Genomic DNA, 25,641 nt, shown 5'->3' on the forward strand with positions numbered 1-25,641 from the left:
CTACGTCTACTCCCCCGATCCTCCCACGTCGCGGGGGGCGGACCGCGCCCCGTCCAGGGAGCGGACCGGGCAGGCGCGGCCGGTCAGCGGGCGGCGAGGGCCCGCTCGCCCGCCGCGCGCATCGCGGCCAGCGGCGCGGGGGCCCGCCCGGTCATCGACTCGACCTGGAGGACCGCCTGGTGCACCAGCAGGTCGAGGCCGCCGACGACCGCGCCGCCGCGGGCCGACCAGGCGGCCGCCAGCGCGGTGGGCCACGGCTCGTACAGCACGTCGAAGAGGGTGCCGGGCGCCTCGGGGACCGCGGTGGCGAGGGCGTCGGTGGTGCCCGCCGGGGTGGTGGCGACGACCAGCGGCGCATGGAACGCCTCGGCGGCGTCGTCCCAGGGCGCGGTGGTGACCGCGACGCCCAGGCGTTCGCCCCAGCCGCGCATCTCGGCGGCGCGCGGGGCACTGCGGACGTACGCGGTGACCTCGCCGGTGCAGATCTGTGCGAGCGCGGCGAGCGCCGAGGAGGCGGTGGCGCCGGCGCCGAGGACGGCGGCCCGCTCGACCCGGGTCACCCCGCGTTCGCGCAGCGCCGCGACCATGCCGGGGATGTCGGTGTTGTCGCCGGTGCGGCGCCCGTCGTCGGTGAGGACGACGGTGTTGACGGCCTCGACGGAGGCGGCGGTGGCGCTGATCTCGTCCAGCAGCGGGATGACCGCGCGCTTGAGCGGCATGGTCAGCGAGAGCCCGGCCCAGCTCGCGTCCAGCTTCTCCATGAAGGCGGGCAGCGCCGCCTCGTCGATGTCGAAGCGGCCGTACTCCCAGTCGTCCAGGCCCAGTTCGCGATAGGCGGCGCGGTGCAGGACCGGCGAGAGGGAGTGGGCGATCGGCGATCCGAGTACCGCTGCCTGCTTACTGTCCGACACTGCCCTGCCCTCAGCCATTCTGCTTCTGTGCCTGCTGCCGCTCGTTGAACTGCTGCACGAGCTTGTTGTGGTCCGTGAGATTCGTGGTGAAGTCGGTCTTCTTTCCGTCGACGGAGATGAAGAAGAGCCACTTCTGGGAGTTGTCCGGATCGACCGCCGCCTTCAGCGCATCGGCGCCCGGATTACCGATCGGTCCCGGCGGGAGACCTTGGTAGACGTAGGTGTTGTAGGGATCGTCGTAATGCCTGATCTCGTCGATCCCAATATTGATCTTGCTCTGGTTCTTCACGTAGTTGTACGTCGAGTCGAATTCGAGCTTGTGGTTCGTGGCCACGTTGTTCGGATCCAGCCGGTTGTAGATGACCGCGGCCATCTTGCGGAAGTCCTCGTGGGTTATGCCCTCCGCCTGCGTCAGGCTGGCGACGCTCAGCAGCTGGAGTGGGGAATCCAGGTGGTATTTCTTCGCATTCGCCGCCAGGTGGTAGCGCGCATACTCCTGATCGGCCCGTGCCACCATCTGTTTCAGCACGTCAGTGGGGGTGGCCTGGCCGCCCACGTTGTACGTCGAGGGGTAGAGGAATCCTTCCAGCGGATCCTTGATCTCCGTGGACCCCTTGGCCCAGGAGGGCAGCCCGAGGGTTTTGAGATTCGTCTCGGCCGCGGCCTTCGTGGTGCCGGACTTCACGCGGAGTTTCTTGTCTATGAGGTCGTAGACCGCACCGGCACGCAGCCCCTCCTGAACCGTCAGGCCGTTACGGCTCTTCGGGTCCAGCATCAGGCCCACGGCGGACGCCGCCGACATGTGGCGGCGCATCGAATAACTGCCGGGCTGGAGCGCGGAACCCTTCGGGTTCTCCTTCGCCGCGGCAGTGAAGGAATCGACGCTCTTGACGACGCCTTCCTTTTTGAGGATCTGCCCCATTTGCTGGAGCGGTGCACCGTCCGGAATCTCGACCTGGAGCGCGCCGGAGCCCTCGCCCTCGAAGTCCGGGGGGCTGGCGATACGGCTCTCGTAGAACCGGTAGCCGACGTATCCGGCCCCGCCGACACCGGCGGCGATCACCACGGCGATGAGGAAGCGGGCGCAGCCGCCCCGGCGCTTGGTCTTCTTGCCGCGGCCCTCGTGGCCGGAACGGTCGCCGTCCGCGCGCGCGTCCTCGTCGTCCGCGTCCGGCCGGTCGTCCGCCGGATCGTCGGCGAAGAACGCGTGGTCGGGGTCGGGCTCCCGCCCGCCATCCGGCCGCCAGTCGTCCTCCGGCCCCTCTGTACGGGGCGCCACCTGCGGCACCGGACCCTGGTCGTGCGGCGGATACGGCTGCTGCGGCCGCTCGCCGTACGCCGGATCGTGCGGGTACTGCGGGTCGTGCGGGTACTGCGGGTACTGCCGGTCGTGCGGGTACTGCGGGTCGTACGGGTACTGCTGCTCCTGCGGGTACCCCGGCTGCCCAGCGTATCCCTGGTCCTGCGGGTACCCCCGATCCTGTGGATACCGCTGGTCATGGGGGTACCGCTGCTCGTACGGCCCCTGGTCGTACGGCTGGCCCGGGTTCTGGGCGTACCCCTGCGGATCCTGCGGAGACGGGTAGCCGACGGGTGCGGCGTACGGATCGGCGTAGGGGCCGGTCAGCGGATCGTGCGGCTGCTGGGTGCCGTACGGGTCGTACGCCGCACCGCCTGGTGCAGCGCCGTCCCAGCCACCGTCGTACCGCGGTGGGGCCGGGGCAGCGCCCCGGCCACCCCACGGGGAGTTCTGCGCGTGCCCCCCGTAGGACCCCTGATCTCCGTAGAGCGGGTCCTCGGGGTGCCACGGTTCGGAGCGGTGGCCCCGGCCATACTCGGTCATCGATCCCCTTGAGCCGAGAGGCGGGCGCGCTCCTGTCTGGCGCGCGGATGCTGTACCGACCCGCCTCTACCTGCGCGGCTTGTCGAAACCGCTTCGCATCGCGGAACGTTACCGTACTGCCATCAGATGACCACTCGGATGCATTCTCCGGGAGCTCGGCCCGAGGTCCGTTCCGTCTCCAGCGCGCTCTGCAGGATCACCACCGCGGCCGCCTGATCGACGACCGAGCGGCCCTTCTTGCTGCGCACCCCGGAGGCCCGCAGCCCTTGCGCAGCGGTCACCGTCGACATCCGCTCGTCGACCAGCCGTACCTCGATCGGGGCGATGTTTCCGGCCAGTACCTGGGCAAACGCCCGCACCTTGGCCGCGGCGGGCCCCTCTCCCCCATTCAGGGAACGCGGGAGCCCGACAACGACCTCCAGCGGCTCGTACTCCTCGACGATCGCCTTGAGACGGCGGTGCGCCGCCGGGACGTCCCGTCCGGGAACCGTCTCGACCGGGGTGGCGAGGACCCCGTCGGGGTCGCACGAGGCGACCCCGATGCGGGCGTCCCCGACGTCCACGGCGATGCGCCGACCGCGTCGAATCTCACTCACGTGCTCAGGCCACCTCGGTGACGAGCCGCTCGACGGCTTCCAGCGCCTCGGGCACGGCCGCGGCGTTCTGGCCACCGCCCTGGGCGACGTCGGGCTTGCCGCCACCGCCGCCACCGAGGGTCTTGGCGGCCGTACGGACCAGGTCACCGGCCTTGATGCCGCGCTCGCGGGCGGCCTCGTTGGTGGCGATGACCGTGACCGGGCGGCCGTTGGCGACCGAGAACAGCGCCACGACGGCGGCGCGGTCGCCGGGGATCCGGCCCCGGACGTCCAGGACGAGCTTGCGCAGATCGTTGGCGGAGGTGCCGTCGGGGACCTGGGCAGCGGCGAGCGCCACCCCACGGACGTCCTTGACGTCCGCGGCGAGACCGGCGGCGGCCTGGAGGACCTTCTCCGCGCGGTACTTCTCGATCTCCTTCTCGGCGTCCTTCAGCTTGGCGAGAACGCCGGAGATCTTGTCGGGCAGCTCGTCGGGACGGCCCTTGACCAGCTCCGTCAGCTGCGAGACAACCGTGTGCTCCCGGGCGAGGAACGTGTAGGCGTCGACGCCGACGAGGGCCTCGACCCGGCGGACGCCGGAGCCGATCGACGACTCGCCCAGCAGCTTCACCAGGCCCAGCTGGGCGGTGTTGTGGACGTGCGTACCGCCGCACAGCTCCTTGGAGAAGTCGCCGATGGTGACGACGCGCACGCGGTCGCCGTACTTCTCGCCGAACTCCGCGATGGCGCCCTGCTTCTTGGCGTCCTCCATGCTCATGACCTCGGCGTGCACGTCCAGCTCGCGCGAGAGCACTTCGTTGATCTTCTGCTCGACGTCGGTGAGGACGGCACCGGGCACCGCGGCCGGGGAGCCGAAGTCGAAGCGGAAGCGGCCGGGGGAATTCTCCGAACCGGCCTGGGCGGCGGTCGGGCCGAGCGCGTCGCGCAGCGCCTGGTGGGTGAGGTGGGTGGCGCTGTGGGCACGGGCGATGGCCCGGCGGCGGGTCACATCGATCGCGGCGTACGCAGCGGAGCCGACCACGACCTCGCCGACCTGGACGACGCCCTTGTGGACGGTGACACCGGGCACCGGCTTCTGTACGTCGCGGACCTCGACGACGGCGCCGGAGTCCAGCTTGATCCGGCCGGTGTCGGCGAGCTGACCGCCGCCCTCGGCGTAGAAGGGGGTGCGGTCCAGGACGATCTCGACCTCGTCACCCTCGTGGGCGGCGGGCGCCGAGACGCCGTTGACCAGCAGGCCGACGACGGTGGACTCACCCTCGGTGGCGCGGTAGCCGGTGAACTCGGTGGCGCCGGAGGCGTCGGCGACGGCGCGGTAGGCGGAGAGGTCGGCGTGACCGTGCTTCTTGGCCTGGGCATCGGCCTTGGCGCGCTCCCGCTGCTCCTTCATCAGGCGGCGGAAGCCGTCCTCGTCCACGGAAAGGCCCTGCTCAGCGGCCATTTCCAGGGTGAGGTCGATCGGGAAGCCCCAGGTGTCGTGGAGCAGGAACGCCTTGTCGCCGGGAAGGACCGTGCCACCGGTGGCCTTGGTGTCGGTGACGGCGGTGTCGAGGATGTTGGTGCCGGCCTTCAGCGTCTTGAGGAAGGCGGCCTCCTCGGCGAGGGCGACGGTCTCGATGCGGCGGCGGTCCTCCAGCAGCTCCGGGTACTGCTGGCCCATCGTCTTGATGACGGTGTCCAGCAGCTCGGCGACGACCGGGCCGGTGGCGCCGAGCAGCCGCATGTTGCGGATGGCGCGGCGCATGATGCGGCGCAGGACGTAGCCGCGGCCCTCGTTGCCGGGGGTGACGCCGTCGCCGATGAGCATCGTGGAGGTGCGCATGTGGTCGGCGACGACGCGGAGCGAGACATCGGTGTCGGTGGTGGCGCCGTAGCGGACGTCGGTCAGCTCGGTGGCCTTGTCGATGACGACGCGCAGGGTGTCGGTCTCGTACATGTTGCGGACGCCCTGGAGGATCATCGCCAGGCGTTCCAGGCCGAGGCCGGTGTCGATGTTCTTGCTGGGCAGCTCGCCGAGGATCTCGAAGTCCTCCTTGCCGATGCCCGCGCCCCGCTCGTACTGCATGAAGACGAGGTTCCAGATCTCGACGTACCGCTCGTCGTTGACGGCCGGGCCGCCCTCGACGCCGAACTCCGGGCCGCGGTCGTAGTTGATCTCGGAGCACGGTCCGCAGGGGCCGGGGACGCCCATGGACCAGTAGTTCTCCTTCTTGCCCAGGCGCTGGATGCGCTCCTTGGGCACGCCGACGACCTCGTGCCAGATGCGCTCGGCCTCGTCGTCGTCGAGGTAGACGGTGATCCAGAGCTTCTCCGGATCGAGGCCGTAGCCGCCGTCCTCCTGGGAGCCGGTCAGCAGCTCCCAGGCGTGCTTGATGGCGCCTTCCTTGAAGTAGTCGCCGAAGGAGAAGTTGCCGCACATCTGGAAGAACGTGCCGTGGCGGGTGGTCTTGCCGACCTCTTCGATGTCGGGCGTGCGCACGCACTTCTGCACGCTGGTGGCGCGCGGCCACGGCGGCTTGACCTCGCCGAGGAAGTACGGCTTGAAGGGCACCATGCCCGCGGGGACCAGCAGCAGCGTCGGGTCGTCCGCGATGAGCGACGCCGACGGCACGACGGTGTGCCCGCGCTCCTCGAAGAAGCGCAGCCAGCGGCGGCGGATTTCAGCCGACTCCATCAGTGGTCCTCATTTCCAGTCGGTCCGGCGATCCCGGACGGTCCGGTCGCTCTCGTGGTGGGGTGGGGCGTATCGAGCACCGCGCGGGAGCGCGATGCGGGCAGCTCGCGGACGTCACCGGGAGCGGTCAGACCCAGCGCTTCATGCAACTGTTCCTCACGGTCCGCCATTCCCGTGCGGACGTCCAGCGCGAAGCGGCGCAGCCGGTGGCCGGTCTCGACGGCCTTGTCCGCGGCCTGCGCGGCGAGGCTGTCGGGCTGCAGCCGGCGCAGCTTGCGGTTGACCTTGGTGGTGGCCCAGACGCCGGCGGCGGCGCCGGTGGTGAACCAGAATGCGCGGCGGAACATCGCGGTGATCAGTCCTTGGAGCGACGGTTGCGGCGTCCGCCGCGGCGGGCGCCGGGAAGGGTACGGCCGACGACGGTGCGCTCGGGCTCCAGTACGCCTTTCTTCCCGATCGCGCGGCGTACGCCGTAGCCGAAGGCGGCGACCTTGACCAGCGGTCCGCCGAAGGCGGAGGAGACGGTCGAGGAGAGCGCGGAGGCGTTGGCGGTGACCTCCTGCACGTCGGAGGCGATGGCGTCGACGCGGGCGAGCTGGGTGTGCGCCGAGCGGACCGTCGCGGACGCGTCGGCGAGCAGCGGAACGGCCTGGTCCGAGACCTCGGCCACCATCTTCGTCGTCGCCTTGAGCGTCTGCGCGAGCCTCACCAGTACGAGGGCGAGGAACGACACGAGGATCGCCCAGAAGACGGCGACCAGGATCCCCGCCACCTCTCCACCGGTCACGCTGGCACCACTCTCCGACACTCTCCGACGGGGCATCCGCGCTGTCCCGCTCCGGTCCCGTCCTGCTCGAACGGCACCCTTGACCCTATCGCGCCGTGACGGCGCGTCCGACCGGATTTACGGTCGGCGGGCAGGGCCGGAGGGAAGGCGACCGGCCGATTGTACGGTCCGGGCGACGCCCGCCCCGCTCGCGGCCGGCCGGCGGCGCACCGGCCCCCGTCTCCGGGAACGGCAGCGGCCCGCCGCACCGTCCCCGCGAGCGGCGGGGAGGGGCAGCGGGCCGGAAGGTGCCGGTGGCTACGCCTGGATCAGCGGGCGTAGTACTCGACGACGAGCTGCTCGTCGCAGATCACCGGGATCTCCTTGCGGTTGGGGTCCCGGTCGAGGCGGAACGCCAGCGCCAGGAGGTTGACCTCCAGGTAGCGGGGGATCTCGCCGTCGGGGGCGTAGCCGCCCTCGCGCGCCACCTGGAAGGGGTGCTTCTCGCGGCTGCGCTCGCGGACCATCACGACGTCGCCGGGGCGGACGCGGAAGGAGGGCTTGTCGACCTTGCGGTCGTTCACGGCGATGTGGCCGTGGACGACCATCTGGCGCGCCTGGTAGATCGTGCGGGCGATGCCCGAACGCAGGACGAGCGCGTCCAGACGGCGCTCAAGCTCGATGATGAGGGCTTCGCCCGTCTTGCCGTCGACCTTCCGAGCGCGGTCGTAGGCACGCGCCATCTGGCGCTCGCTGATGTCGTACTGCGCACGCAGACGCTGCTTTTCGAGCAGCCGGACCTTGTAGTCACTGCTCTGCTTGCGGCCACGGCCGTGCTCGCCGGGCGGGTAGGGACGGGCCTCGAAGTACTTGACGGCCTTCGGCGTCAGGGCGATGCCGAGCGCGCGGGACTTCTTGACCTTGGGACGCGACTGGTTCACGTGGAACGGACCTCCGTGTAAGTTAGGTGAGGCTTACCTTAGCGCGAGGAGAACGCATGTTTCGACCTGGGATCCCCCTGCCCGATGCCGCTCAGGGCACCGAGGCGGGTCAGCCGCGTCCCGCGGAAGACGCCCGGCGCCCGTCGGCCGCCGAGCGCGTACGCACCCTCGTGGAGTCCAATGCTATGGGGTCGCTGAGCGTTCCCGGAGTCGAGGACCCCGACCCGAGCGGGCTCACGGCACCGTTCTGCCGGACCGTGACACCCGAGGGAGACGTGCTGTTGCTGGCTCCCGGCGACTCCGCGGCAGCCCGGGCCGCCGCGTACGCCCAGGACGACGACCTGACAGCCGTGATGGAGATCACCGATGTCGCGCCCGTTTCCGTGCCCCATCGCGTCCGCGGCCGCGCCTGGGTTGCGGGCTGGCTCACCCCCGTACGCAACGACGACCGGGCCCACTGCGCGGCGCTGCTCGCCGAGCGGCATCCGGTCGACGAACTCCTCGGGATCGGCGAGGCCGTCCAGCCGCCGCCCGCGCCCGGTATCCCCGGGCGGGCCGCCTGGCTGATGCTCCGCCTGGAGGTCGGCGAATGTGCGGTGGACGACCTGTGGGGCGCCGGGACCGCCGAGCCCGAGGAGTTCGCCGCCGCCGCACCCGATCCGCTCGTCGCCCACGAGGCCGAGCTGCTGCAGCATCTGCACTCCGCCCACGGCCCGCAGGTCCGCGGGTTGTGCGGGCTGCTCGGCGACCGGGGCGCCACCGTGTGCGGCGCCCGCGACGAGGCCACGCCGGTCGCCCTGGACCGCTTCGGGCTGCGGGTGCGCTTCACCGGCGACGGACGGACGCCGTTCGACGCGCGCTTCGACTTCCCCGAGCCCGTCCGCGACGTGGCCGAGCTGCGGCGCGCGATGCATGCGCTCTTCGAGGCGGCGGAGGGGTGACGGCGGGGGCTCCGGGTGCCGGGGCTCGTCGCGGCGGCGCCAGCTGTACGCGGTCCGCGCGGGCCTTGCGTACCGGGCCCGTGTGTCCTTCGCTCACCGACGTACGGGCCCGGCGGGCGGCTCGCGCCCGGCCTCAGCCGTCCGTCCCGCCGCCCCGCAGCCGCGCCCGGACCCGGTCGGCGACGTCGGCGTAACGGGCCTCGGCGCCGTGCCGGGTCGGGGTGTAGTACCGCTTGCCGTGCACCGCGTCCGGGGCGTACTGCTGGGCCGCGATCCCGCCGGGCAGATCGTGCGGGTACTGATAGCCCTGGCCGTGGCCCAGCTTCTCGGCGCCCTTGTAGTGGCTGTCGCGCAGATGCGGCGGGACGGGACCGGCCTGGCCGGCGCGGATGTCGGCGAGCGCCGCGTCTATCGCCATGTACGCGGCGTTGGATTTGGGGGCCAGGGCGAGCGCGATGGTGGCCTGGCTCAGCGTGATCCGGGCCTCCGGGAAGCCGATCATGGCGACGGCCTGCGCCGCGGCGACCGCGGTCTGCAGCGCGGACGGATCGGCCAGCCCGATGTCCTCGCTCGCCGAGATCATCAGCCGCCGCGCGATGAACCGGGGGTCCTCCCCCGCCTCGATCATGCGCGCCAGATAGTGCAGCGCGGCGTCGACGTCGGAGCCCCGGATGGACTTGATCAGCGCGCTGGCGACGTCGTAGTGCTGATCGCCGTCCCGGTCGTACTTCACCGCGGCGCGGTCGACCGACTCCTCCAGGGTCTGGAGGCTGATCTCCTGCTCGCCCTTGGCCAGCGCCGAGCCCGCTCCCGCCTCCAGCGCCGTCAGCGCGCGCCGGGCGTCCCCGCCGGCGATCCGCAGCAGATGCGCCTCGGTGTCCTCGGGCAGTGTCACCGCACCGCCCAGACCACGCTCCGCGGTGAGCGCCCGGCGCAGCACCCCCCGCAGGTCGTCGTCGGTGAGCGGCTCCAGGGTGAGCAGCAGCGAGCGGGAGAGCAGCGGGGAGATCACCGAGAAGTGCGGGTTCTCGGTGGTGGCGGCGATCAGGGTGACCCAGCGGTTCTCCACCGCGGGCAGCAGGGAGTCCTGCTGGGCCTTGCTGAAGCGGTGGATCTCGTCGAGGAAGAGGACGGTCTCCTTGCCGAAGCCGCCCGAGGCGCGGCGCGCGCCGTCGATGACCGCCCGCACCTCCTTGACGCCCGCGGTGATCGCCGACAGCTCCACGAAGCGCTTGTTGGTCGCCTGGCTGACGACGTACGCGAGGGTGGTCTTGCCGATACCGGGCGGGCCCCAGAGGAAGACCGAGGACGGGCCCGCGGGCCCTCCGCTGCCCTCCCCCACCAGCCGCCGCAGCGGCGAGCCGGGCTTGAGCAGATGCTGCTGCCCCACGACCTCGTCGAGGGTGCGCGGACGCATCCGTACGGCGAGCGGGGACCCGGCGGGGTCCTTCTCCTGACGGTCTTCGGCGGCGGCGGTGAACAGGTCGGGCTCCACGCTCACGAGCCTATGTCACCCCACTGACAACGCCGCCCGGCCGCCGGCCCGCACGAGGCCGACGGCCGGGCGGACCCGGGCGCGGGGCGTCAGAGCAGCGACGACCAGTACGACCACCAGCGGGTGAGGATCAGCAGCGCGATGGCGCCGTACCAGAGCACCGGGACGACCCAGTGGAACTCCAGCACCGCCTCGCGCAGTCCGGCGGGCGCCGGGATGATGCGGTGCTTGATGTTGTGGACGGTGGTGTACCAGAACATCAGGAGCGTGGCGCACCAGGTGAGCGTGCACCACAGGCACAGGGCGTTGATCTGGTACAGCGACTGCGTCATCAGCCACATGCAGAACACCGTGCCCAGCAGGGTGCCGATGTTGAGGCCGATCCAGTAGAAGCGGCGGTAGCGGGCGCCCGCCAGCAGGCCGACGCCGATCGCGACGACCACGGGGAAGGCGATCATCCCGGCCATCGGGTTCGGGAATCCGAAGACCTCGGCCTGGCCGCTCTGCATCACGCTGCCGCAGGAGATGATCGGGTTGAAGCTGCACGCGGGCTTGAAATGGGGATCCTTCAGCAGCTCGATCTTGTCGGTCGTGATGACCCACGAGGCCAGGATGCCCAGCGCACCGGTGATCACCAGCAGCCAGGAGAGTCCGCGGCCCGCGCCGATGGTGCCGCGGTCGCCGTCGCGGTCGTCGTCGGTGGACACGTCGTCAAGCGCTGTCGTCGTCATATCGCGGTTCCGTCGATCCCTTGTGGGGTGGGTGGACAAGCGGGCCCGCGGGCAGCGGCCGCGCCCACATTCTGCCCCACCCGCCGTGCGTGCCACCGTTCGAAGGACATAAAGAGGAACGTCTGAGGAACGTCTGCGGGCCGGGCCGACCGGTCCGTGCGGGCCCCGGCACCGCCCGCACCACCGCCGCGGAGAGCGCCGTCGGCGCTTTCCGCGCCGCGCCTTCCCTCCGTGGGCGCCGCACGAACCCACCGGGAGGGTGAACGGCCGGGCGCCGCCTCAACGCGGGCGCCCGCCCCAGGAAGCGGGACGGGGGCCGGGTACGAGCCGCCCGAAGGCGCCCGCCCCGGCCCCCGTCGGCCGTCTCGTCCCGGGTGGTCAGCCCAGCGTGCGCCGGACCTCGTCGACCACCGCGTCCAGCGGTACGGCGGCCTGCTCGCCGCTCTCCAGGTTCTTCAACTGGACGACGCCCTCGGCCAGATCACGCTCGCCGGCGACCAGCGCGAGCCGGGCGCCGGAGCGGTTGGCCGACTTCATGGCGTTCTTCAGGCCCTTGCCGCCGAAGGCGAAGTCCGTCGCGATCCCGGCCTTGCGCAACGCGGTGACCTGGGCGAACAGCACCCGGCGGGCCTCCTCGCCGAGCGGGACGGCGTAGACCGCGGTGGCCGCCGGGATGTCGAGCGTGACGCCCTCCGCCTCCAGGGCCAGCACCGTACGGTCGACGCCGAGCGCCCAGCCGACGGACGGCAGCGCCGGGCCGCCGATCATCTCGGACAGGCCGTCGTACCGGCCGCCGCCGCCCACCGCGGACTGCGAGCCGAGGCCGTCGTGGACGAACTCGAAGGTGGTGCGGGTGTAGTAGTCCAGCCCGCGCACCAGGTTGGCGTCGTTCTCGAAGGCGACGCCCGCCGCGGTCAGCAACTCGCGGACCTGCTCGTGGTACGCCTTGCACGCCTCGCAGAGGTAGTCGCCGAGCGCCGGGGCGCCGGCCAGCTGCTTGCGGACGGACTCCCGCTTGTCGTCGAGGACCCGCAGCGGGTTGATGTCGACGCGGCGCCGGGTGTCGTCGTCCAGGTCGAGGCCGCGCAGGAAGTCCTGGAGGGCGGCGCGGTAGACCGGGCGGCACTCCTTGTCGCCGAGCGAGTTGAGCAGGATGCGGAAGTTCCGCAGCCCCAGCGAGCGGTACGCCTGGTCGGCGAGGATGATCAGCTCGGCGTCGAGCGCCGGGTCCTCCGCGCCGATGGCCTCCGCGCCGACCTGCGAGAAGTGGCGGTAGCGGCCCTTCTGCGGACGCTCGTAGCGGTAGTACGAACCGGAGTACCAGAGCTTGACGGGGAGGTTGCCGCCCTTGTGGAGGTTGGCCTCCAGGGCCGCGCGCAGCACGGAGGCGGTGCCCTCGGGGCGCAGCGCCAGCCGGTCGCCGCCCTTGGTCTCGAAGGCGTACATCTCCTTGGTCACGATGTCGGTGGACTCACCGACGCCGCGGGCGAACAGCTCGACGTTCTCGAAGCCGGGCGTCTCGACGTAGCCGTAGCCGGAGTTGCGCAGCGGCGCGGAGATCGCCTCGCGGACCGCGAGATAGGTCGCGGAGTGGGGGGGAAGCAGGTCGTACGTGCCCTTGGGGGCCTGAAAGGTGCTCACGGAAAGTCTCGTCACATTCCTCGTCGCGGAGGGGCGGTGGTGCCCTCTCCGAGGCCGGCGGCCAGCTCCCGCAGATAGGGGTTGCCGGCGCGCTCGCGGCCGATGGTGGTCTGGGGGCCGTGGCCGGACAGGACGACGGTCGAGTCCTCCAGCGGCAGGCACACGCGTGCCAGCGACCGCAGGATCTCGGCGTGGTCGCCGCCCGGCAGGTCGGTGCGTCCGATGGAGCCGGCGAACAGCAGGTCGCCCGAGAAGAAGACCGGCGGACACCCCTGTTGTGCTGGAGTGGCGGCCTGCTCGGGCATCCGGAAGGTCACCGACCCCTTGGTATGGCCCGGTGCGTGCGCGACGGAGAACTCCATCCCGGCCAGCTCAAGGGTGCCGCCATCCGTCAGCTCCTTGACGTCGTCCGGCTCCCCCACCGTCAGCTCGCCCATGAGCGGGGCACCGATGGCGCGGCCGAGGGCCTTCTCCGGGTCGCTCATCATGTAGCGGTCCTCGGGGTGGATCCAGGCGGGTACGTCATGCGCACCGCACACCGGGACGACCGAGGCGACGTGGTCGATGTGGCCGTGGGTGAGGACGACCGCGACGGGCTTGAGGCGGTGCTTGGCGACCGCCTCCTCGACGCCCTGCGCGGCGCGGTGGCCCGGGTCGATGATCACGCACTCCTCGCCGGCGGCGGGGGCGACCAGATAGCAGTTGGTCCCCCAGGCCCCGGCGGGGAACCCGGCAATCAGCACGTTCGTCCTTAAAGGTCGTGGGGTCGGGCGCCTCGCGCAGGCGGCCGCTCCCGGAACAACTCGGCAGCTCCAGAGCCTACCGGCGCACCTGTGGCGGCGGCGAACCCGTATACGGTACGGCCACGGCCCACGACCTGGGGCGCCGAGACCTTGCCCCCGGCCAAGGGCTGTCCCGTCGTCCCTGGCGGGACAGCCCTTGGTCACCCGAGCGACCGAGCGCGGCACGCAGTGCAGGACAGGAGACGACCGGTGGTCAGCAGCGATCAGCGACGGCGGCAGCTCGCCAGGGAGAAGTACGCGCGCCAGCAGCAGCGCCGCGCCGAGGCCCGGCACAAGGCCAAACGCCGCAACGTCATCATCGCGGGCGTACTGGCCGTGATCGTCGCCGCGGGCGGGGCCGCGTACGCCAGCGCCGGGCTGGCCGACGGCGGCCACGACGACGCGGCGGCCGCCGCCCCCACGAAGCCGGCCGACCCGTGCGCCCGTCCCGAGAAGGGCGCGGCGTCGAAGAAGTCGTGGAAGAAGGAGCCGGAGATGTCCGTGGACACCTCCGCGACGTACACCGCGAAGCTGCGGACCACCTGCGGCGAGATCGATCTGCAACTGGACGCCGCGAAGGCACCGCACACGGTGAACTCCTTCGCCTTCCTCGCGAAGCAGGGCTACTTCGACCACAGCCGCTGCCACCGGCTCGTGGACTCCGGCATCTACGTCCTGCAGTGCGGCGACCCGACGGGCACCGGCCGCGGCACCCCCGGCTACACGATCCCGGACGAGAATCTGAAGGACGCGCGGCTGAAGGGCGACGTCTACCCGGCGGGCACGGTCGCGATGGCCAACCGCTACGACGGCAAGAACGACAAGACCCGCAACACCGGCGGCAGCCAGTTCTTCCTCGTCTACCAGGACAGCAAACTGCCGCCCAACTACACACCGTTCGGGCGGATCACCGGTGGCACCGACGTGCTGAAGAAGATCACCGACGCCGGTTCCTCACCCGATCCGGAGAGCGGCAACACCGCGCCCAACGCCACCGTCGTCATCAACCGGGCGACGGTCACCACCTCCTAGAAGAACGGTCACCACCTCCTGGAAGAGCTGCGGGCCGAGGGAATTCGGTCGTGCTGGATGCGGACAGCCGGCCGCCGGGTCGCCTAGATTGGCGTATGTGGAGGGTGCCTGCTCCGACGGCCGGCCCCTCTCCCGCAAGACAGCCCGTCGGACCGGCCGGGGCGCAGCCCCGGCGGACAGAAACTGTGGACGATGCCGGGGGGCCGCACGCCCTCGTCGGTGTCATGTGGAGGAGGCGCTGTGAGCAGCGACCCATGGGGCCGCGTCGATGAGACGGGGACCGTGTACGTGCGTACCACCGATGGCGAGCAGGTCGTCGGATCGTGGCAGGCGGGAACCCCCGAGGAGGCTCTCGCCTACTTCGAGCGCAAGTACGAGGGCCTGGTCGTCGAGATCGGCCTCCTGGAGCGCCGGGTCAAGACCACCGACCTGTCGGCGAAGGACGCGACGGCCGCGATCGACCATCTGCGCCAGCAGGTCGACGAACACCACGCGGTGGGTGACCTGGAAGCGCTGAGGAAGCGGCTCGACGCGCTGGTCGCCACCGTCGACGCGCGGCGCGAGGAGCGCAAGGCGCAGAAGGTGAAGCAGAGCGACGAGGCCCGCCAGGCGAAGGAGAAGCTGGTCGCCGAGGCCGAGGAGCTGGCCGCCAGCGAGCAGTGGCGGGCGGCGGGTGAGCGGCTGCGCGCCCTGGTGGACACCTGGAAGGGCCTGCCGCGTCTGGACCGCAAGACGGACGACGAGCTGTGGCACCGCTTCTCGCACGCCCGCTCGGCGTTCTCCAAGCGGCGCAAGGCGCACTTCGCGTCGCTGGACGCGCAGCGCGAGGAGGCCCGCAAGGTCAAGGAGAAGCTGGTCGCCGAGGCGCAGGCGCTGTCGAAATCGACGGACTGGGGGGCGACCGCCGCCCGGTACCGCGAGCTGATGACGGACTGGAAGGCCGCGGGCCGCGCCCAGCGCGAGCACGAGGACGAGCTGTGGAACCGCTTCCGCGGGGCGCAGGACGTCTTCTTCCAAGCGCGCGGTGAGGTGTTCGCCGAGCGGGACACCGAGCAGCGGGAGAACCTGACCCGCAAGGAGGAGCTGGCCGCCGAGGCGGAGAAGCTGCTGCCGGTCACCGACCTCAAGGCGGCGCGGGCCGCGTTCCGCTCGGTCAACGAGCGGTGGGAGGCCATCGGGCACGTCCCCCGGGACGCCCGCCCGAAGATCGAGGGCCGGATGCACGCGGTCGAACGCGCCATCCAGGAAGCCGAGGAGGCCGAGTGGCGGCGGACGAACCCGGAGGCGCGGGCCCGGGCCGCGGGCCTGACGGGTCAGCTGCAGGACGCCGTCGACAAGCTGGAGAAGCAGATCGAGACCGCCCGCACGGCCGGTAACACCGCCAAGGCCGACAAGCTCGGCCGGGAGCTGGCGGGCCGCAAGGAGCTGCTCGACCAGGCGCTGAAGGGCCTGGAGGAGTTCGGCGGCTGAGCCCCGACCGCATCGAACCCCCGCTCGGACCTTCGGGACCGGGCGGGGGTTCGACGTGTCAGGGCCGGGCCGCGCCCCGTGAGGCACGGCCCGGTGCGTCGCTCAGGGCCGTCGCGCCGACGTCACCCGGTACACGTCGTAGACGCCCTCCACGCCGCGGACCGCCTTCAGGACGTGGCCCAGATGCTTGGGGTCGCCCATCTCGAAGGTGAAGCGGGAGGTGGCGACGCGGTCGCGGGAGGTCTGGACGGCCGCGGAGAGGATGTTGACGTGCTGGTCGGACAGGACGCGGGTGACGTCCGACAGCAGCCGGGAGCGGTCCAGCGCCTCCACCTGGATGGCGACGAGGAAGACGGAGGACTGGGTGGGCGCCCACTCGACCTCCAGGATCCGTTCCGGCTGGCGGGAGAGGGAGTCGACGTTGACGCAGTCGGCGCGGTGAACCGATACGCCGCTGCCGCGCGTGACGAACCCGATGATCGGGTCGCCCGGCACCGGGGTACAGCAGCGCGCCAGCTTCACCCAGACGTCGTCGACGCCCTTGACCACCACACCGGGGTCCGCGCTGGAACGCCGCTTGGAGCGCCGGATCGGGGTGGACTCGGCGATGTCCTCGGTCGCCTCGTCCTGCCCACCGAGCGCCTGCACCAGCTTCTGGACGACGCCCTGGGCTGCGACATGGCCCTCGCCGATCGCCGCGTACAGCGACGTGATGTCCGGGTAGCGCATCTCGTGCGCGAGGGTGACCAGGGAGTCGCCGGTCAGGATGCGCTGGATCGGGAGGTTCTGCTTGCGCATGGCGCGGGCGATGGCGTCCTTGCCCTGCTCGATCGCCTCGTCACGGCGCTCCTTGGAGAACCATGCGCGGATCTTGTTGCGGGCGCGCGGTGACTTGACGAAGCCCAGCCAGTCCCGCGACGGCCCCGCGCCGGGCGCCTTGGAGGTGAAGACCTCCACCAGATCGCCGTTGTCCAGCGTCGATTCGAGCGGCACGAGCCGCCCGTTGACGCGGGCCCCTATCGTGCGGTGGCCGACCTCGGTGTGGACGGCGTACGCGAAGTCGACGGGTGTGGCACCGGCGGGCAGCGCTATCACGTCGCCCTTCGGGGTGAAGACGAAGACCTCGTTGCGGGAGAGGTCGAAGCGGAGCGATTCCAGGAACTCGCCCGGGTCCTCGGTCTCCTTCTGCCAGTCGAGCAGCTGCCGCAGCCAGGCCATGTCGTTGACGGTGTCCTGGCCCGCGCCCTTGCCTGCGCCCTTGGGGACGTCGGTGCGCACCTTGGAGGCACCGGCGACGGCCTCCTGCTTGTACTTCCAGTGCGCGGCGATGCCGTACTCGGCGCGGCGGTGCATGTCGAAGGTGCGGATCTGGAGTTCGACGGGCTTGCCGGCCGGGCCGATGACCGTCGTGTGCAGCGACTGGTACATGTTGAACTTCGGCATCGCGATGTAGTCCTTGAACCGGCCGGGAACCGGATTCCATCGCGCGTGGACGGTGCCGAGCGCCGCGTAGCAGTCGCGGACGGTGTCCACGAGGACGCGGATGCCCACCAGGTCGTAGATCTCCGCGAAGTCCCGGCCGCGGACGATCATCTTCTGGTAGACGCTGTAGTAGTGCTTGGGGCGGCCGGTGACGGTGGCCTTGATGCGGGCGGCGCGCAGATCGGCCTGGACCTCGTCGGTCACTATGGCCAGGTACTCGTCGCGCTTGGGGGCCCGCTCGGCGACGAGGCGGACGATCTCGTCGTACATCTTGGGGTAGAGGATCGCGAAGGCGAGGTCCTCCAGCTCCCACTTGATGGTGTTCATGCCCAGCCGGTGCGCCAGCGGGGCGTAGATCTCCAGCGTCTCGCGGGCCTTCTTCTCCTGCTTCTCCCGCTTGAGGTAGCGCATGGTGCGCATGTTGTGCAGGCGGTCGGCGAGCTTGATGACGAGGACGCGCGGGTCCTTGGCCATCGCGACGACCATCTTGCGGACGGTCTCGGCCTGCGCGGCCTCGCCGAACTTCACGCGGTCGAGCTTGGTGACGCCGTCGACGAGCAGCGCGACCTGGTCGCCGAAGTCGCGGCGCAGGGTGTCGAGGCCGTACTCGGTGTCCTCGACGGTGTCGTGCAGCAGCCCGGCCATGAGGGTGGCCGGATCCATGCCCAGCTCGGCGAGGATCGTGGTCACCGCGAGCGGGTGGGTGATGTACGGGTCGCCGCTCTTGCGCTTCTGGCCGCGGTGCCAGCGCTCGGCGACCTGGTAGGCCCGCTCGATCTGCCGGAGCGTGGCCGCCTCGATCTTGGGGTCGTTGCTCCGTACGACCCGCAGCAGCGGCTCCAGGACCGGGTTGTACGGGCTGGAGCGCTGCACGCCGAGCCGGGCGAGGCGGGCACGGACGCGGCTGGAGGAGCCGGAGCGTCCGGCGGCCGTGGACGGCGCCGGTTTGGCGACCGAGGTCGGCGACGGCCGGTCGGGCCGGGCCGCCGGGGGCTTCGACGTGGCCGGTTCGGGGCCTTGCGGCCGGGCGGCGGACCCGTCGGACGGCCGCTGCCCGGGGGCGTCCGGCCGTGCTCCGCCACCGGCGGGGGACGTACCGGGCCGGGGCGCGGCTGCGTCGCGGGGGGCGTCCCGGCGTTCGGGCTGCGCGCCCGCGGGGCCCGCGGCCCGCGGCTTCGGCTCGTTCCCCGGCACGTCGGGGGAGACCGCCGGACGCGGCCGGGGGGAGAGCGGCTGGGCCTCGTCTGGCAAGAGCACTCCTCAAGCGGTTCCGGACCACAAGGCCACGATCGCGCCACGACCGGGCCGGGATGCCATCGTATCGGCCTCGCCGCCGGTCCTCTCCTGCGACCGTGACCGCAGACATGACAGCGGCGCCGGGGCACCCGGGGATGTGCTCCCCGGTGCCCCGGCGCCGTGGTGGTGCGGGACCGGACTCAGACCGTGACCAGGGCCTCCAGCGGAGCGCCCTTCAGCCCGGGCTCCAGCCGCTTGCGGCCCTCCAGGAAACCCAGCTCCAACAGAACCGCCAGGCCCGCGACCTCGGCACCCGCGCGCCGCACCAGCTGGAGCGACGCGTCGGCGGTGCCGCCGGTGGCGAGCACGTCGTCGATGACCAATACCCGGTCGCCCGGCTCCAGCGCATCGGCGTGGATCTCGATCTCGGCCCTGCCGTACTCCAGGTCGTACGTCTGGCCGAGGGTGGCGCCGGGCAGCTTCCCGGCCTTGCGGACCGGGACGAAGCCGACACCGGCACGGATGGCGGCGGGGGCGGCCAGTATGAAGCCGCGCGCCTCCAGACCGGCGATCTTGTCGGCGCGGTGGCGTACGCACAGCTCGGCGAGGGCGTCGGTCAGCGCCCCGAACGCGGTCGCATCCGCCAGCAGCGGGGTGATGTCCTTGAACACCACGCCCGGCTGCGGATAGTCGGGCACATCCGTGATCCGGCTGAGCAGCAGCTCGCGCAGGGCCGCCGGAGCGGTCATCGGCGCTTGCCCGACGGGCGACCGCGACCGCGGTTACGGGCGGCGGGCTGCGTACGGGGACCGACGAGACCGGCCGTGGCCGTCTCGTCGCCGTCCCGCCCGGGGTCGGCCGAGGCGCCGCCGTCCTGGGCGTCCGGGTGCTCCGCCTCCTTGGCGGCGGCCGCGGCGCGCTTCGCCTTGACCCGCTTGGCCAGCGCCTTCATCTGCGGCTCGGTGTTCTTCAGATCGGCGACCAGCGGAGTCGCGATGAAGATCGAGGAGTACGCACCGGCGGCGAGGCCGACGAAGAGGGCCAGCGAGATGTCGTTGAGCATCCCGGCGCCCAGCACACCGCCGCCGACGAAGAGCAGACCGGCGACCGGCAGCAGCGCGACGACCGTGGTGTTGATGGAACGGACCAGCGTGCCGTTGATGGAGCGGTTGGCGACCTCGCTGTAGGTGAAGCGGGTCTGCTTGGTGAGGTCCTTGGACGCTTCCTTGAGGCTGTCGAAGACGACGACCGTGTCATAGAGGGAGTATCCGAGGATGGTGAGCAGACCGATCACCGTGCCCGGGGTGACCTCGAAGCCGACCAGGGCGTAGACGCCGACGGTGATCGTCAGGTCGTGGATCAGCGCGATCAGGGCGGCGAGCGCCATCCGCCACTCGAAGGCGATGGCGAGATAGATGACCACGAGGACCATGAAGATCCCCAGGCCCAGCCATGCCTTGTTGGCGATCTCCTCGCCCCAGCTCGGGCCGACGAGCTGGGTGTTGATCTCCTTGACCGGGACCTTCAGGTCCTGCGCCAGCTTCTCCTGGACCGGAACCGCCTGCTTGGTGTCCAGGCCGCTGATCTGGATGCGCAGGGCGCCGCCGCCGAGCTTCTGCACCACGGCCTGGTGACCGCCGGAGGCGGATTCGGCCAGGTGCTGGGCCTCGGAGGAGGAGACGGAGGTCTTCGGCGTGGTGAGGACCGCGCCGCCGGAGAACTCGATGCCCATGTTCAGGCCGCGCACCGCCAGGCCGACGAGGGCCGTGATGGTGATGAGGACCGAGATGCCGTACCAGATCTTCCGCTTGCCGATGAAGTCGTAGCCGACCTCACCGCGGTAGAGCCGGGCGCCGAGGTTGCCGAGCTTGGACATCTCACGCCTCCTTCGTCTGGGTGGGGGCGGCGGTGCGACGGCCGCGCAGTGGGGGCCTGGCGCCCAGACGCTGCGGGTCGAGGCCGGACCAGGGGTGGCCGTCGGCGAAGAACTTGCGGCGGGCCAGCAGCGTCATCAGCGGCTTGGTGAAGAAGAACACCACGACCACGTCGAGGAGCGTGGTCAGACCGAGGGTGAACGCGAAGCCCTGGACCTTGCCGACGGTGACGATGAAGAGCACCGCGGCGGCCAGGAACGACACGAAGTCGGAGACCAGGATCGTACGGCGGGCGCGCGGCCAGCCGCGTTCGACGGCCGGTCGCAGGGAGCGGCCCTCGCGGATCTCGTCCCGGATGCGTTCGAAGTAGACGATGAACGAGTCGGCGGTGATACCGATGGCGACGATGGCACCGCAGACCGCCGGGAGGTTCAGCGCGAACCCGATGGTGGGGCCGAGCAGCGTCATGATCGTGTACGTCAGGACCGCCGAGACCGCGAGGCTGGCCAGGGCGACCAGCGCCAGGCCGCGGTAGTAGGCGACGAGGTAGATGATGACCAGGGCGAGGCCGATCGCACCGGCGATCAGACCGGCGTGCAGCTGCTCACCGCCGAGCGCCGCGGTGACCGTCGTCTCGTCCGCGATCTTGAAGGAGAGCGGCAGGGCGCCGTACGACAGCATGTTGCCGAGGTCCTCGGCGCTCTGCTGGGTGAAACCACCGGAGATGGTGGCGCTGCCGCCGTTGAGCCGCTGGCTGACGCGCGGGTCGGAGACGACCGCGCCGTCCAGGACGATCGCGAACTGGTTCTGCGGCTGGACCTTGGTGGCCAGCTGGCCGGTGATGTCCGAGAACTTCTTGCCGCCGTCGGAGGTGAAGTCCATCTGGACGATCCAGCCCTGGCCGGTCTGGCTGTCGAAGACGGCCTTGGCGTCCTTGACGTCGGTGCCCTCGACGCCGACCGGGCCGAGCACGTACTTCTGCGAGCCGTCGTCCTTGCAGGCCACGATGGTGTCGCCGGGCTTGGCGCCGGCCGCCTTCTCACCAGCGACCGCGCGGCTCTGCTTGGTGGAGCAGTCCAGGGCGGCAAGCTGCTTCTGGAGCGCCGCCGGGATGCCCGCCTCGCCCGGGGCGGGCGGCGTCGCGGGTGTCTGGGGCTTCTGCGTGGCGGAGCTGCCGGGCGTGGGGTCCTTCTTCAGGGCGTCCGTGACGGCGCGGCCCTGGGTGGTGGCGCTCGCGGTGGGCTTCGGGGCGTCGCCCTGCTTGCCGTCCGCGGCCTTGTCGCCGGGGGTCGCGTCCTTGCCGCCGGTGTCCTTGCCACCCGTCTTGCCGCCCGCGGAGGGGGTGCCGGACGGCTGCTCGGGGGTCTTGCCGCCCGCGGTGGTGGTGAGCACCGGGCGGAAGCCGAGCTGGGCGGTGGTGCCGACCTGCTGGCGGGACTGCTTCGCGTCCGTCCCCTTGGGGATGTTCACGATGATGTGGTCGGTGCCCTGGGTCTGGACCTCGGACTCGGTCACGCCCAGACCGTTGACGCGCCGCTCCATGATGCCCGCGGCGGTCTTCATGTTGGTCTCGTTGATCGCGTTGGGCTTGCCCGGCTGGTTCTGGGCCTGGAGCGTGAAGCTGGTCCCGCCCGCCAGGTCGATTCCCAGCCGGGGCGTCAGCGTGCCGGAGTAGAACATGCCTCCGACCAGCGCCACCATGGTGATCAGGATGAGGACCAGGGTGCGCCCCGGCTTGCCCTGGCCGCCGGGCGTCCTGCGGCCCTTCTTCGGTGCTGCCACCTTCTCGTTTCTCCCTGTCCAACCGCTCGGCTGGGGGTGTCTGCCGAGCGGCCACGAAGTGTTGTGGGGACGTGCCCCCGCCGGAGCCTAGACGGTCACGGAACCGCGGCGCCCGCAGCGGGGCGCGTCGCGGTTCCGTGGGACGGGGCTACTTCGCGTCGGCGTCGCCGGACTGCTTCGCATCGGCGTCACCGGACTTCTTCTCCTCGGCGGACGCGTCCTTCCCGGACGTGGCGGCCGGGGCCTCGTCGGCGGACTTCTCGTCGGCCTCGGGCTCGTCGGCGGCCGCGGCGTCGCCCTTGCCCAGGTCGATCTTGTCGGACTTCTCACCCGAACCGGTGGTGGCGTCATCGCCGGTCAGCGAGGAGATGTCGTCGGGCACGACCGGGTCGGCGCCGTCGATGATGCGGTTGTACTCCTCGTCGGCAAGGACCGCGCCGATGGCGTTCTTCGCGAACACGGCGTGCACGCTGGGGGCGACCTCAAGGAGGACCGTCTCGTCGTGGATCTCCTTGACGGTCGCGTACATGCCCCCGATCGTCCGGACACCGGTGCCCGGCTGCATCTCGTTGCGCATCTGCGTGGCCGCCTGCTGCTTCTTCTTGGCGGACCGGGTCATCAGGAACATGGCCCCGATGAGGACGATGAAGGGGAGGAGAGTCACGGTACTCACGGGACAGAAATCCTTCGCACGACCGCTGAGCCGCGGTCTCATATAGCGGGGGTGGGAAATGCCGGCCCCTACCGGGACGGCATCGGCGGAGTCTAAGTCAGTCCGCACCAGTGGAACAACGCACAGCATCGCACCGCAGTTCCTGGCCCGGCGACTCCCCTTGCCGTCACGCCCCGAACCGGCCCTGCTGTCCCGTTGCGCCCGATTGCTGCTGGGGCGGGACCAGGCCGAGGTGGGCCCAGGCCGCAGGGGTCGCGATCCGGCCACGGGGCGTACGGGCCAGCAGGCCCTCGCGGACCAGGAACGGTTCGGCGACCTCCTCGACGGTCTCGCGCTCCTCCCCCACCGCGACCGCGAGGGTGGACAGGCCGACCGGGCCGCCGCCGAAGAGCTTCAGCAGGGCGGTGAGTACGGCGCGGTCGAGGCGGTCCAGCCCGCGGACGTCGACCTCGTAGACGTCGAGGGCGCGCGAGGCGGTGTCGGGGGTGATCACGCCGTCCGCCTTGACCTGGGCGTAGTCGCGGACGCGGCGCAGCAGGCGGTTGGCGATACGGGGCGTGCCGCGGGAGCGGCCGGCGATTTCGGCGGCGCCCTCGGCGTCGATCTCGACGTCGAGGAGCCCGGCGGAACGGTGGATGACGCGCTCCAGCTCCGCCGGGGCGTAGAACTCCATGTGGCCGGTGAAGCCGAAGCGATCGCGGAGCGGGGGCGGCAGCAGACCGGCCCGGGTGGTGGCGCCGACCAGGGTGAACGGCGGGAGTTCAAGGGGGATGGCGGTGGCGCCGGGGCCCTTGCCGACGACGACGTCGACGCGGAAGTCCTCCATCGCCATATAGAGCATCTCCTCGGCGGGGCGCGACATCCGGTGGATCTCGTCGAGGAAGAGGACCTCGCCCTCCTGGAGGGAGGAGAGGATCGCCGCGAGGTCACCGGCGTGCTGGATGGCGGGGCCGGAGGTGATGCGGATCGGGGCGCCCATCTCGGCGGCGATGATCATCGAGAGGGTGGTCTTGCCGAGACCGGGGGCACCGGAGAGCAGGACGTGGTCGGCGGTGGCGCCGCGGGCGCGGGCGGCGCGCAGCACCAGGTCGAGCTGTTCGCGCACCCGCTCCTGGCCGACGAACTCCCCGAGGTCCTTGGGGCGCAGCGCGGCCTCGACCGCGGTGTCCTCGCCGTCGGCGTCGGCACCGACCAGCCGGTCGGCGGCCAGGGCCGGGTCGGTTGCGGCGGACGGTGCGGTGTCGTCCCAGTTCACTGCGGATTGCCTCGCGGGGTCGGGGCGGCGGGGCCGCCGGGGGTGCGTGGGGTCGGGCGTGCGGTCCGGCGGGCGCCGGACCGGGCGCCTCAGCGGGTGCGGTTGAGGGTCTGCAGCGCCGCCTTGAGGAGCTGCGGGATCTGCGGGGAGCCGCCCCCGGCGACGGCGGCCTCGGCCTGCGGGGTGACGGCGGCGACCGCCTCGTCGGCCTCGCGGGTGGCGTAGCCGAGGCCGATCAGGGCGGCGTGCAGCTGATCGCTCCAGGCCGCGGTGACCGGGGCGGGGACGCCGCCGGTGCCGAGCGGCGCGCCGAGGCGGTCCTTCAGCTCCAGCAGCAGCTTCTGGGCGCCCTTCTTGCCGATCCCGGGCACGGCGGTGAGGGCCTTCTCGTCGCCGGTGGCCACCGCGCGGCGCAGGGCATCGGGGGAATGCACGGCGAGCATGGCCTGCGCCAGGCGCGGGCCGACGCCGCTGGCGGTCTGCAGCAGCTCGAACGTGGCGCGCTCGTCGTCGTCGGCGAAGCCGTAGAGGGTCAGGGAGTCCTCGCGGACGACGAGGGAGGTGGCGAGCCGGGCCGGCTTGCCGATGCGCAGGCCGGAGAGGGTGTCCGGGGTGCACTGGACGGCCATGCCGACGCCGCCGACCTCGACGACGGCGGTGTCCGGTCCGAGGGCCGCGACCGGCCCGGAGACGAAGGCGATCATCGGATGCCCTTCTGGGGAGCCACCCGGCGGACGCCGGGGGTACGGACGGAAGGCGCGGCGCGGCGGGCCGCGGCGTGCGCCTGCTGGAGGCGGCCCGCCGCGGGGGCGCGCCAGATGTGGCATATGGCCAGCGCCAGGGCGTCGGCGGCGTCGGCCGGTTTCGGCGGGGCGTCGAGCCGCAGCAGCCGCGTCACCATCGCGCCGACCTGCTCCTTCCCCGCCCGGCCCGAGCCGGTGACCGCGGCCTTGACCTCGCTGGGGGTGTGCAGGGCGACCGGGAGTCCACGGCGGGCGGCGCAGAGCATGGCGACCGCGCTGGCCTGGGCGGTGCCCATGACCGTACGGACGTTGTGCTGGCTGAACACCCGCTCCACGGCGACGTATTGGGGGCGGTGCTCGTCCAGCCACTGCTCGATGCCGCGCTCGACGAGGACGAGGCGGTCGGCGATGTCGGCGTCGGCCGGGGTGCGGATCACGCCGACGCCCGCCATGGTCAGCGGGCGGCCGACGGCGCCGTCCACGACGCCGACGCCGCACCGGGTGAGCCCGGGGTCCACGCCCAGTACGCGCACGATGCCCTCTCCTTGGTCGGCCGGTCAGGCCGGGCGCGAGAGCGCCGGCCTGTTCGTGCAGGCTATCGGCTGCCACTGACAACGCGTCGGGTCAGGGCCGCGGCGCCGCCGCGCGCGGGCCCGCCCGGTGCCGGGCAGCCGAAGCGGGGGGGGGGGGGGGGGGGCGGGGCCCGGCGCCCGCGGGGGCGCGGGGGCGGCTCGCGCACGCGGCCGCCACCCGGCGAGGACTCCCCCGCGCGC

The 25,641-nt window shown here is 71.7% G+C and carries 22 protein-coding genes; 3 read left to right on the forward strand and 19 right to left on the reverse strand.

The genetic code is table 11. The annotated features are described in order from the left end of the window. Positions 1 to 83: 83 nt before the first annotated feature. From ACFWWQ_RS10200 to rpsD, 7 genes are all read right to left on the reverse strand, one after another. A complete protein-coding gene (locus ACFWWQ_RS10200; RefSeq protein ID WP_384593145.1) occupies positions 84 to 929 on the reverse strand; it encodes a shikimate dehydrogenase in 846 nt (281 codons plus the stop codon). Beyond that, positions 922 to 2,754, reverse strand: coding sequence for an endolytic transglycosylase MltG (gene mltG / locus ACFWWQ_RS10205; RefSeq protein WP_384593148.1), 1,833 nt, complete (start codon positions 2,752 to 2,754; stop codon positions 922 to 924). The genes ACFWWQ_RS10200 and mltG overlap by 8 nt, the downstream gene beginning before the upstream one ends. Before the next feature lie 122 nt (positions 2,755 to 2,876). Continuing rightward, a complete protein-coding gene (gene ruvX / locus ACFWWQ_RS10210; RefSeq protein ID WP_030278556.1) occupies positions 2,877 to 3,341 on the reverse strand; it encodes a Holliday junction resolvase RuvX in 465 nt (154 codons plus the stop codon). A gap of 13 nt (positions 3,342 to 3,354) precedes the next feature. Beyond that, complete coding sequence (gene alaS / locus ACFWWQ_RS10215) at positions 3,355 to 6,024, reverse strand: alanine--tRNA ligase (RefSeq protein ID WP_384593151.1); 2,670 nt, start codon at positions 6,022 to 6,024, stop codon at positions 3,355 to 3,357. Further along, the gene (locus tag ACFWWQ_RS10220; protein WP_384593154.1) at positions 6,024 to 6,371 is read right to left on the reverse strand and encodes a DUF6167 family protein; all 348 of its coding nucleotides are present in this window, start codon (positions 6,369 to 6,371) and stop codon (positions 6,024 to 6,026) included. The genes alaS and ACFWWQ_RS10220 overlap by 1 nt, the downstream gene beginning before the upstream one ends. An 8-nt stretch (positions 6,372 to 6,379) precedes the next feature. Next, complete coding sequence (locus ACFWWQ_RS10225) at positions 6,380 to 6,811, reverse strand: DUF948 domain-containing protein (RefSeq protein ID WP_384593157.1); 432 nt, start codon at positions 6,809 to 6,811, stop codon at positions 6,380 to 6,382. A gap of 308 nt (positions 6,812 to 7,119) precedes the next feature. After that, entirely contained in the window at positions 7,120 to 7,731 is a 612-nt protein-coding gene (gene rpsD / locus ACFWWQ_RS10230; RefSeq protein ID WP_384593160.1) for a 30S ribosomal protein S4, read from the reverse strand. Positions 7,732 to 7,916: 185 nt separating this feature from the next. Here rpsD and ACFWWQ_RS10235 point away from each other — a divergent pair, with 185 nt between their 5' ends. Next, complete coding sequence (locus ACFWWQ_RS10235) at positions 7,917 to 8,672, forward strand: DUF2470 domain-containing protein (protein ID WP_384593350.1); 756 nt, start codon at positions 7,917 to 7,919, stop codon at positions 8,670 to 8,672. Between the two features lie 133 nt (positions 8,673 to 8,805). Here the strand turns inward: ACFWWQ_RS10235 and ACFWWQ_RS10240 are convergent, their stop codons facing one another. The 4 genes from ACFWWQ_RS10240 to ACFWWQ_RS10255 all read right to left on the reverse strand — a co-directional run bounded on the left by ACFWWQ_RS10240 (position 8,806) and on the right by ACFWWQ_RS10255 (position 13,282). Next, entirely contained in the window at positions 8,806 to 10,167 is a 1,362-nt protein-coding gene (locus tag ACFWWQ_RS10240; protein ID WP_384593163.1) for a replication-associated recombination protein A, read from the reverse strand. An 89-nt stretch (positions 10,168 to 10,256) separates the two neighbouring features. Then, positions 10,257 to 10,898, reverse strand: coding sequence for a vitamin K epoxide reductase family protein (locus tag ACFWWQ_RS10245; protein WP_384593165.1), 642 nt, complete (start codon positions 10,896 to 10,898; stop codon positions 10,257 to 10,259). A gap of 378 nt (positions 10,899 to 11,276) precedes the next feature. Then, the gene (hisS, locus tag ACFWWQ_RS10250; protein ID WP_384593168.1) at positions 11,277 to 12,539 is read right to left on the reverse strand and encodes a histidine--tRNA ligase; all 1,263 of its coding nucleotides are present in this window, start codon (positions 12,537 to 12,539) and stop codon (positions 11,277 to 11,279) included. 11 nt (positions 12,540 to 12,550) lie between these two features. Further along, a complete protein-coding gene (locus tag ACFWWQ_RS10255) occupies positions 12,551 to 13,282 on the reverse strand; it encodes an MBL fold metallo-hydrolase (protein ID WP_384593171.1) in 732 nt (243 codons plus the stop codon). A 249-nt stretch (positions 13,283 to 13,531) separates the two neighbouring features. On the opposite strand from ACFWWQ_RS10255, the gene ACFWWQ_RS10260 reads away from it, so the two are divergent. Both ACFWWQ_RS10260 and ACFWWQ_RS10265 read left to right on the forward strand, forming a co-directional pair. Continuing rightward, complete coding sequence (locus ACFWWQ_RS10260; RefSeq protein ID WP_384593174.1) at positions 13,532 to 14,353, forward strand: peptidylprolyl isomerase; 822 nt, start codon at positions 13,532 to 13,534, stop codon at positions 14,351 to 14,353. 240 nt (positions 14,354 to 14,593) lie between these two features. Next, positions 14,594 to 15,823 (forward strand): DUF349 domain-containing protein, encoded by a 1,230-nt coding sequence (locus tag ACFWWQ_RS10265; protein WP_384593177.1) that lies wholly within the window; start codon positions 14,594 to 14,596, stop codon positions 15,821 to 15,823. A 102-nt stretch (positions 15,824 to 15,925) separates the two neighbouring features. Here ACFWWQ_RS10265 and ACFWWQ_RS10270 read toward each other — a convergent pair whose 3' ends face one another. The 8 genes from ACFWWQ_RS10270 to ruvC all read right to left on the reverse strand — a co-directional run bounded on the left by ACFWWQ_RS10270 (position 15,926) and on the right by ruvC (position 25,401). Then, entirely contained in the window at positions 15,926 to 18,556 is a 2,631-nt protein-coding gene (locus tag ACFWWQ_RS10270; protein WP_384593180.1) for a RelA/SpoT family protein, read from the reverse strand. Between the two features lie 185 nt (positions 18,557 to 18,741). After that, positions 18,742 to 19,290 carry an adenine phosphoribosyltransferase gene (locus ACFWWQ_RS10275; RefSeq protein ID WP_384593183.1) on the reverse strand — a complete coding sequence of 183 codons (549 nt, stop codon included), beginning with the start codon at positions 19,288 to 19,290 and terminating at the stop codon, positions 18,742 to 18,744. Continuing rightward, on the reverse strand, positions 19,287 to 20,417 hold the full coding sequence (gene secF / locus ACFWWQ_RS10280; RefSeq protein ID WP_384593186.1) for a protein translocase subunit SecF: 1,131 nt from the start codon (positions 20,415 to 20,417) through the stop codon (positions 19,287 to 19,289). Before secF ends, ACFWWQ_RS10275 begins: the two co-directional genes overlap by 4 nt. A gap of 1 nt (position 20,418) precedes the next feature. Next, positions 20,419 to 22,197, reverse strand: a complete 1,779-nt coding sequence (secD, locus tag ACFWWQ_RS10285; protein ID WP_384593189.1) for a protein translocase subunit SecD — start codon at positions 22,195 to 22,197, stop codon at positions 20,419 to 20,421. 148 nt (positions 22,198 to 22,345) lie between these two features. Next, the gene (gene yajC / locus ACFWWQ_RS10290; RefSeq protein ID WP_384593192.1) at positions 22,346 to 22,870 is read right to left on the reverse strand and encodes a preprotein translocase subunit YajC; all 525 of its coding nucleotides are present in this window, start codon (positions 22,868 to 22,870) and stop codon (positions 22,346 to 22,348) included. A gap of 166 nt (positions 22,871 to 23,036) precedes the next feature. Further along, entirely contained in the window at positions 23,037 to 24,125 is a 1,089-nt protein-coding gene (gene ruvB / locus ACFWWQ_RS10295) for a Holliday junction branch migration DNA helicase RuvB (protein WP_384593195.1), read from the reverse strand. Positions 24,126 to 24,214: 89 nt separating this feature from the next. After that, positions 24,215 to 24,829, reverse strand: coding sequence for a Holliday junction branch migration protein RuvA (gene ruvA, locus ACFWWQ_RS10300; RefSeq protein ID WP_384593198.1), 615 nt, complete (start codon positions 24,827 to 24,829; stop codon positions 24,215 to 24,217). Then, complete coding sequence (gene ruvC / locus ACFWWQ_RS10305) at positions 24,826 to 25,401, reverse strand: crossover junction endodeoxyribonuclease RuvC (protein ID WP_384593201.1); 576 nt, start codon at positions 25,399 to 25,401, stop codon at positions 24,826 to 24,828. Before ruvC ends, ruvA begins: the two co-directional genes overlap by 4 nt. Between the last annotated feature and the right edge of the window lie 240 nt (positions 25,402 to 25,641).

The sequence above is a fragment of the Streptomyces sp. NPDC059080 genome, assembly GCF_042739975.1.
In the GTDB taxonomy this organism is placed as follows: domain Bacteria; phylum Actinomycetota; class Actinomycetes; order Streptomycetales; family Streptomycetaceae; genus Streptomyces; species Streptomyces benahoarensis.

Excerpts from the sequence above, each read along its gene's own strand:
- ACFWWQ_RS10245 (WP_384593165.1), bottom strand. The coding sequence starts at position 10,898 with ATGACGACGACAGCGCTTGACGACGTGTCCACCGACGACGACCGCGAC.
- ACFWWQ_RS10275 (WP_384593183.1), bottom strand. The coding sequence starts at position 19,290 with ATGACCGCTCCGGCGGCCCTGCGCGAGCTGCTGCTCAGCCGGATCACG.
- mltG (WP_384593148.1), bottom strand. The coding sequence starts at position 2,754 with ATGACCGAGTATGGCCGGGGCCACCGCTCCGAACCGTGGCACCCCGAG.
- secF (WP_384593186.1), bottom strand. The coding sequence starts at position 20,417 with ATGTCCAAGCTCGGCAACCTCGGCGCCCGGCTCTACCGCGGTGAGGTC.
- ACFWWQ_RS10220 (WP_384593154.1), bottom strand. The coding sequence starts at position 6,371 with ATGTTCCGCCGCGCATTCTGGTTCACCACCGGCGCCGCCGCCGGCGTC.
- ACFWWQ_RS10200 (WP_384593145.1), bottom strand. The coding sequence starts at position 929 with ATGGCTGAGGGCAGGGCAGTGTCGGACAGTAAGCAGGCAGCGGTACTC.
- ACFWWQ_RS10235 (WP_384593350.1), top strand. The coding sequence starts at position 7,917 with ATGGGGTCGCTGAGCGTTCCCGGAGTCGAGGACCCCGACCCGAGCGGG.
- alaS (WP_384593151.1), bottom strand. The coding sequence starts at position 6,024 with ATGGAGTCGGCTGAAATCCGCCGCCGCTGGCTGCGCTTCTTCGAGGAG.
- ruvA (WP_384593198.1), bottom strand. The coding sequence starts at position 24,829 with ATGATCGCCTTCGTCTCCGGGCCGGTCGCGGCCCTCGGACCGGACACC.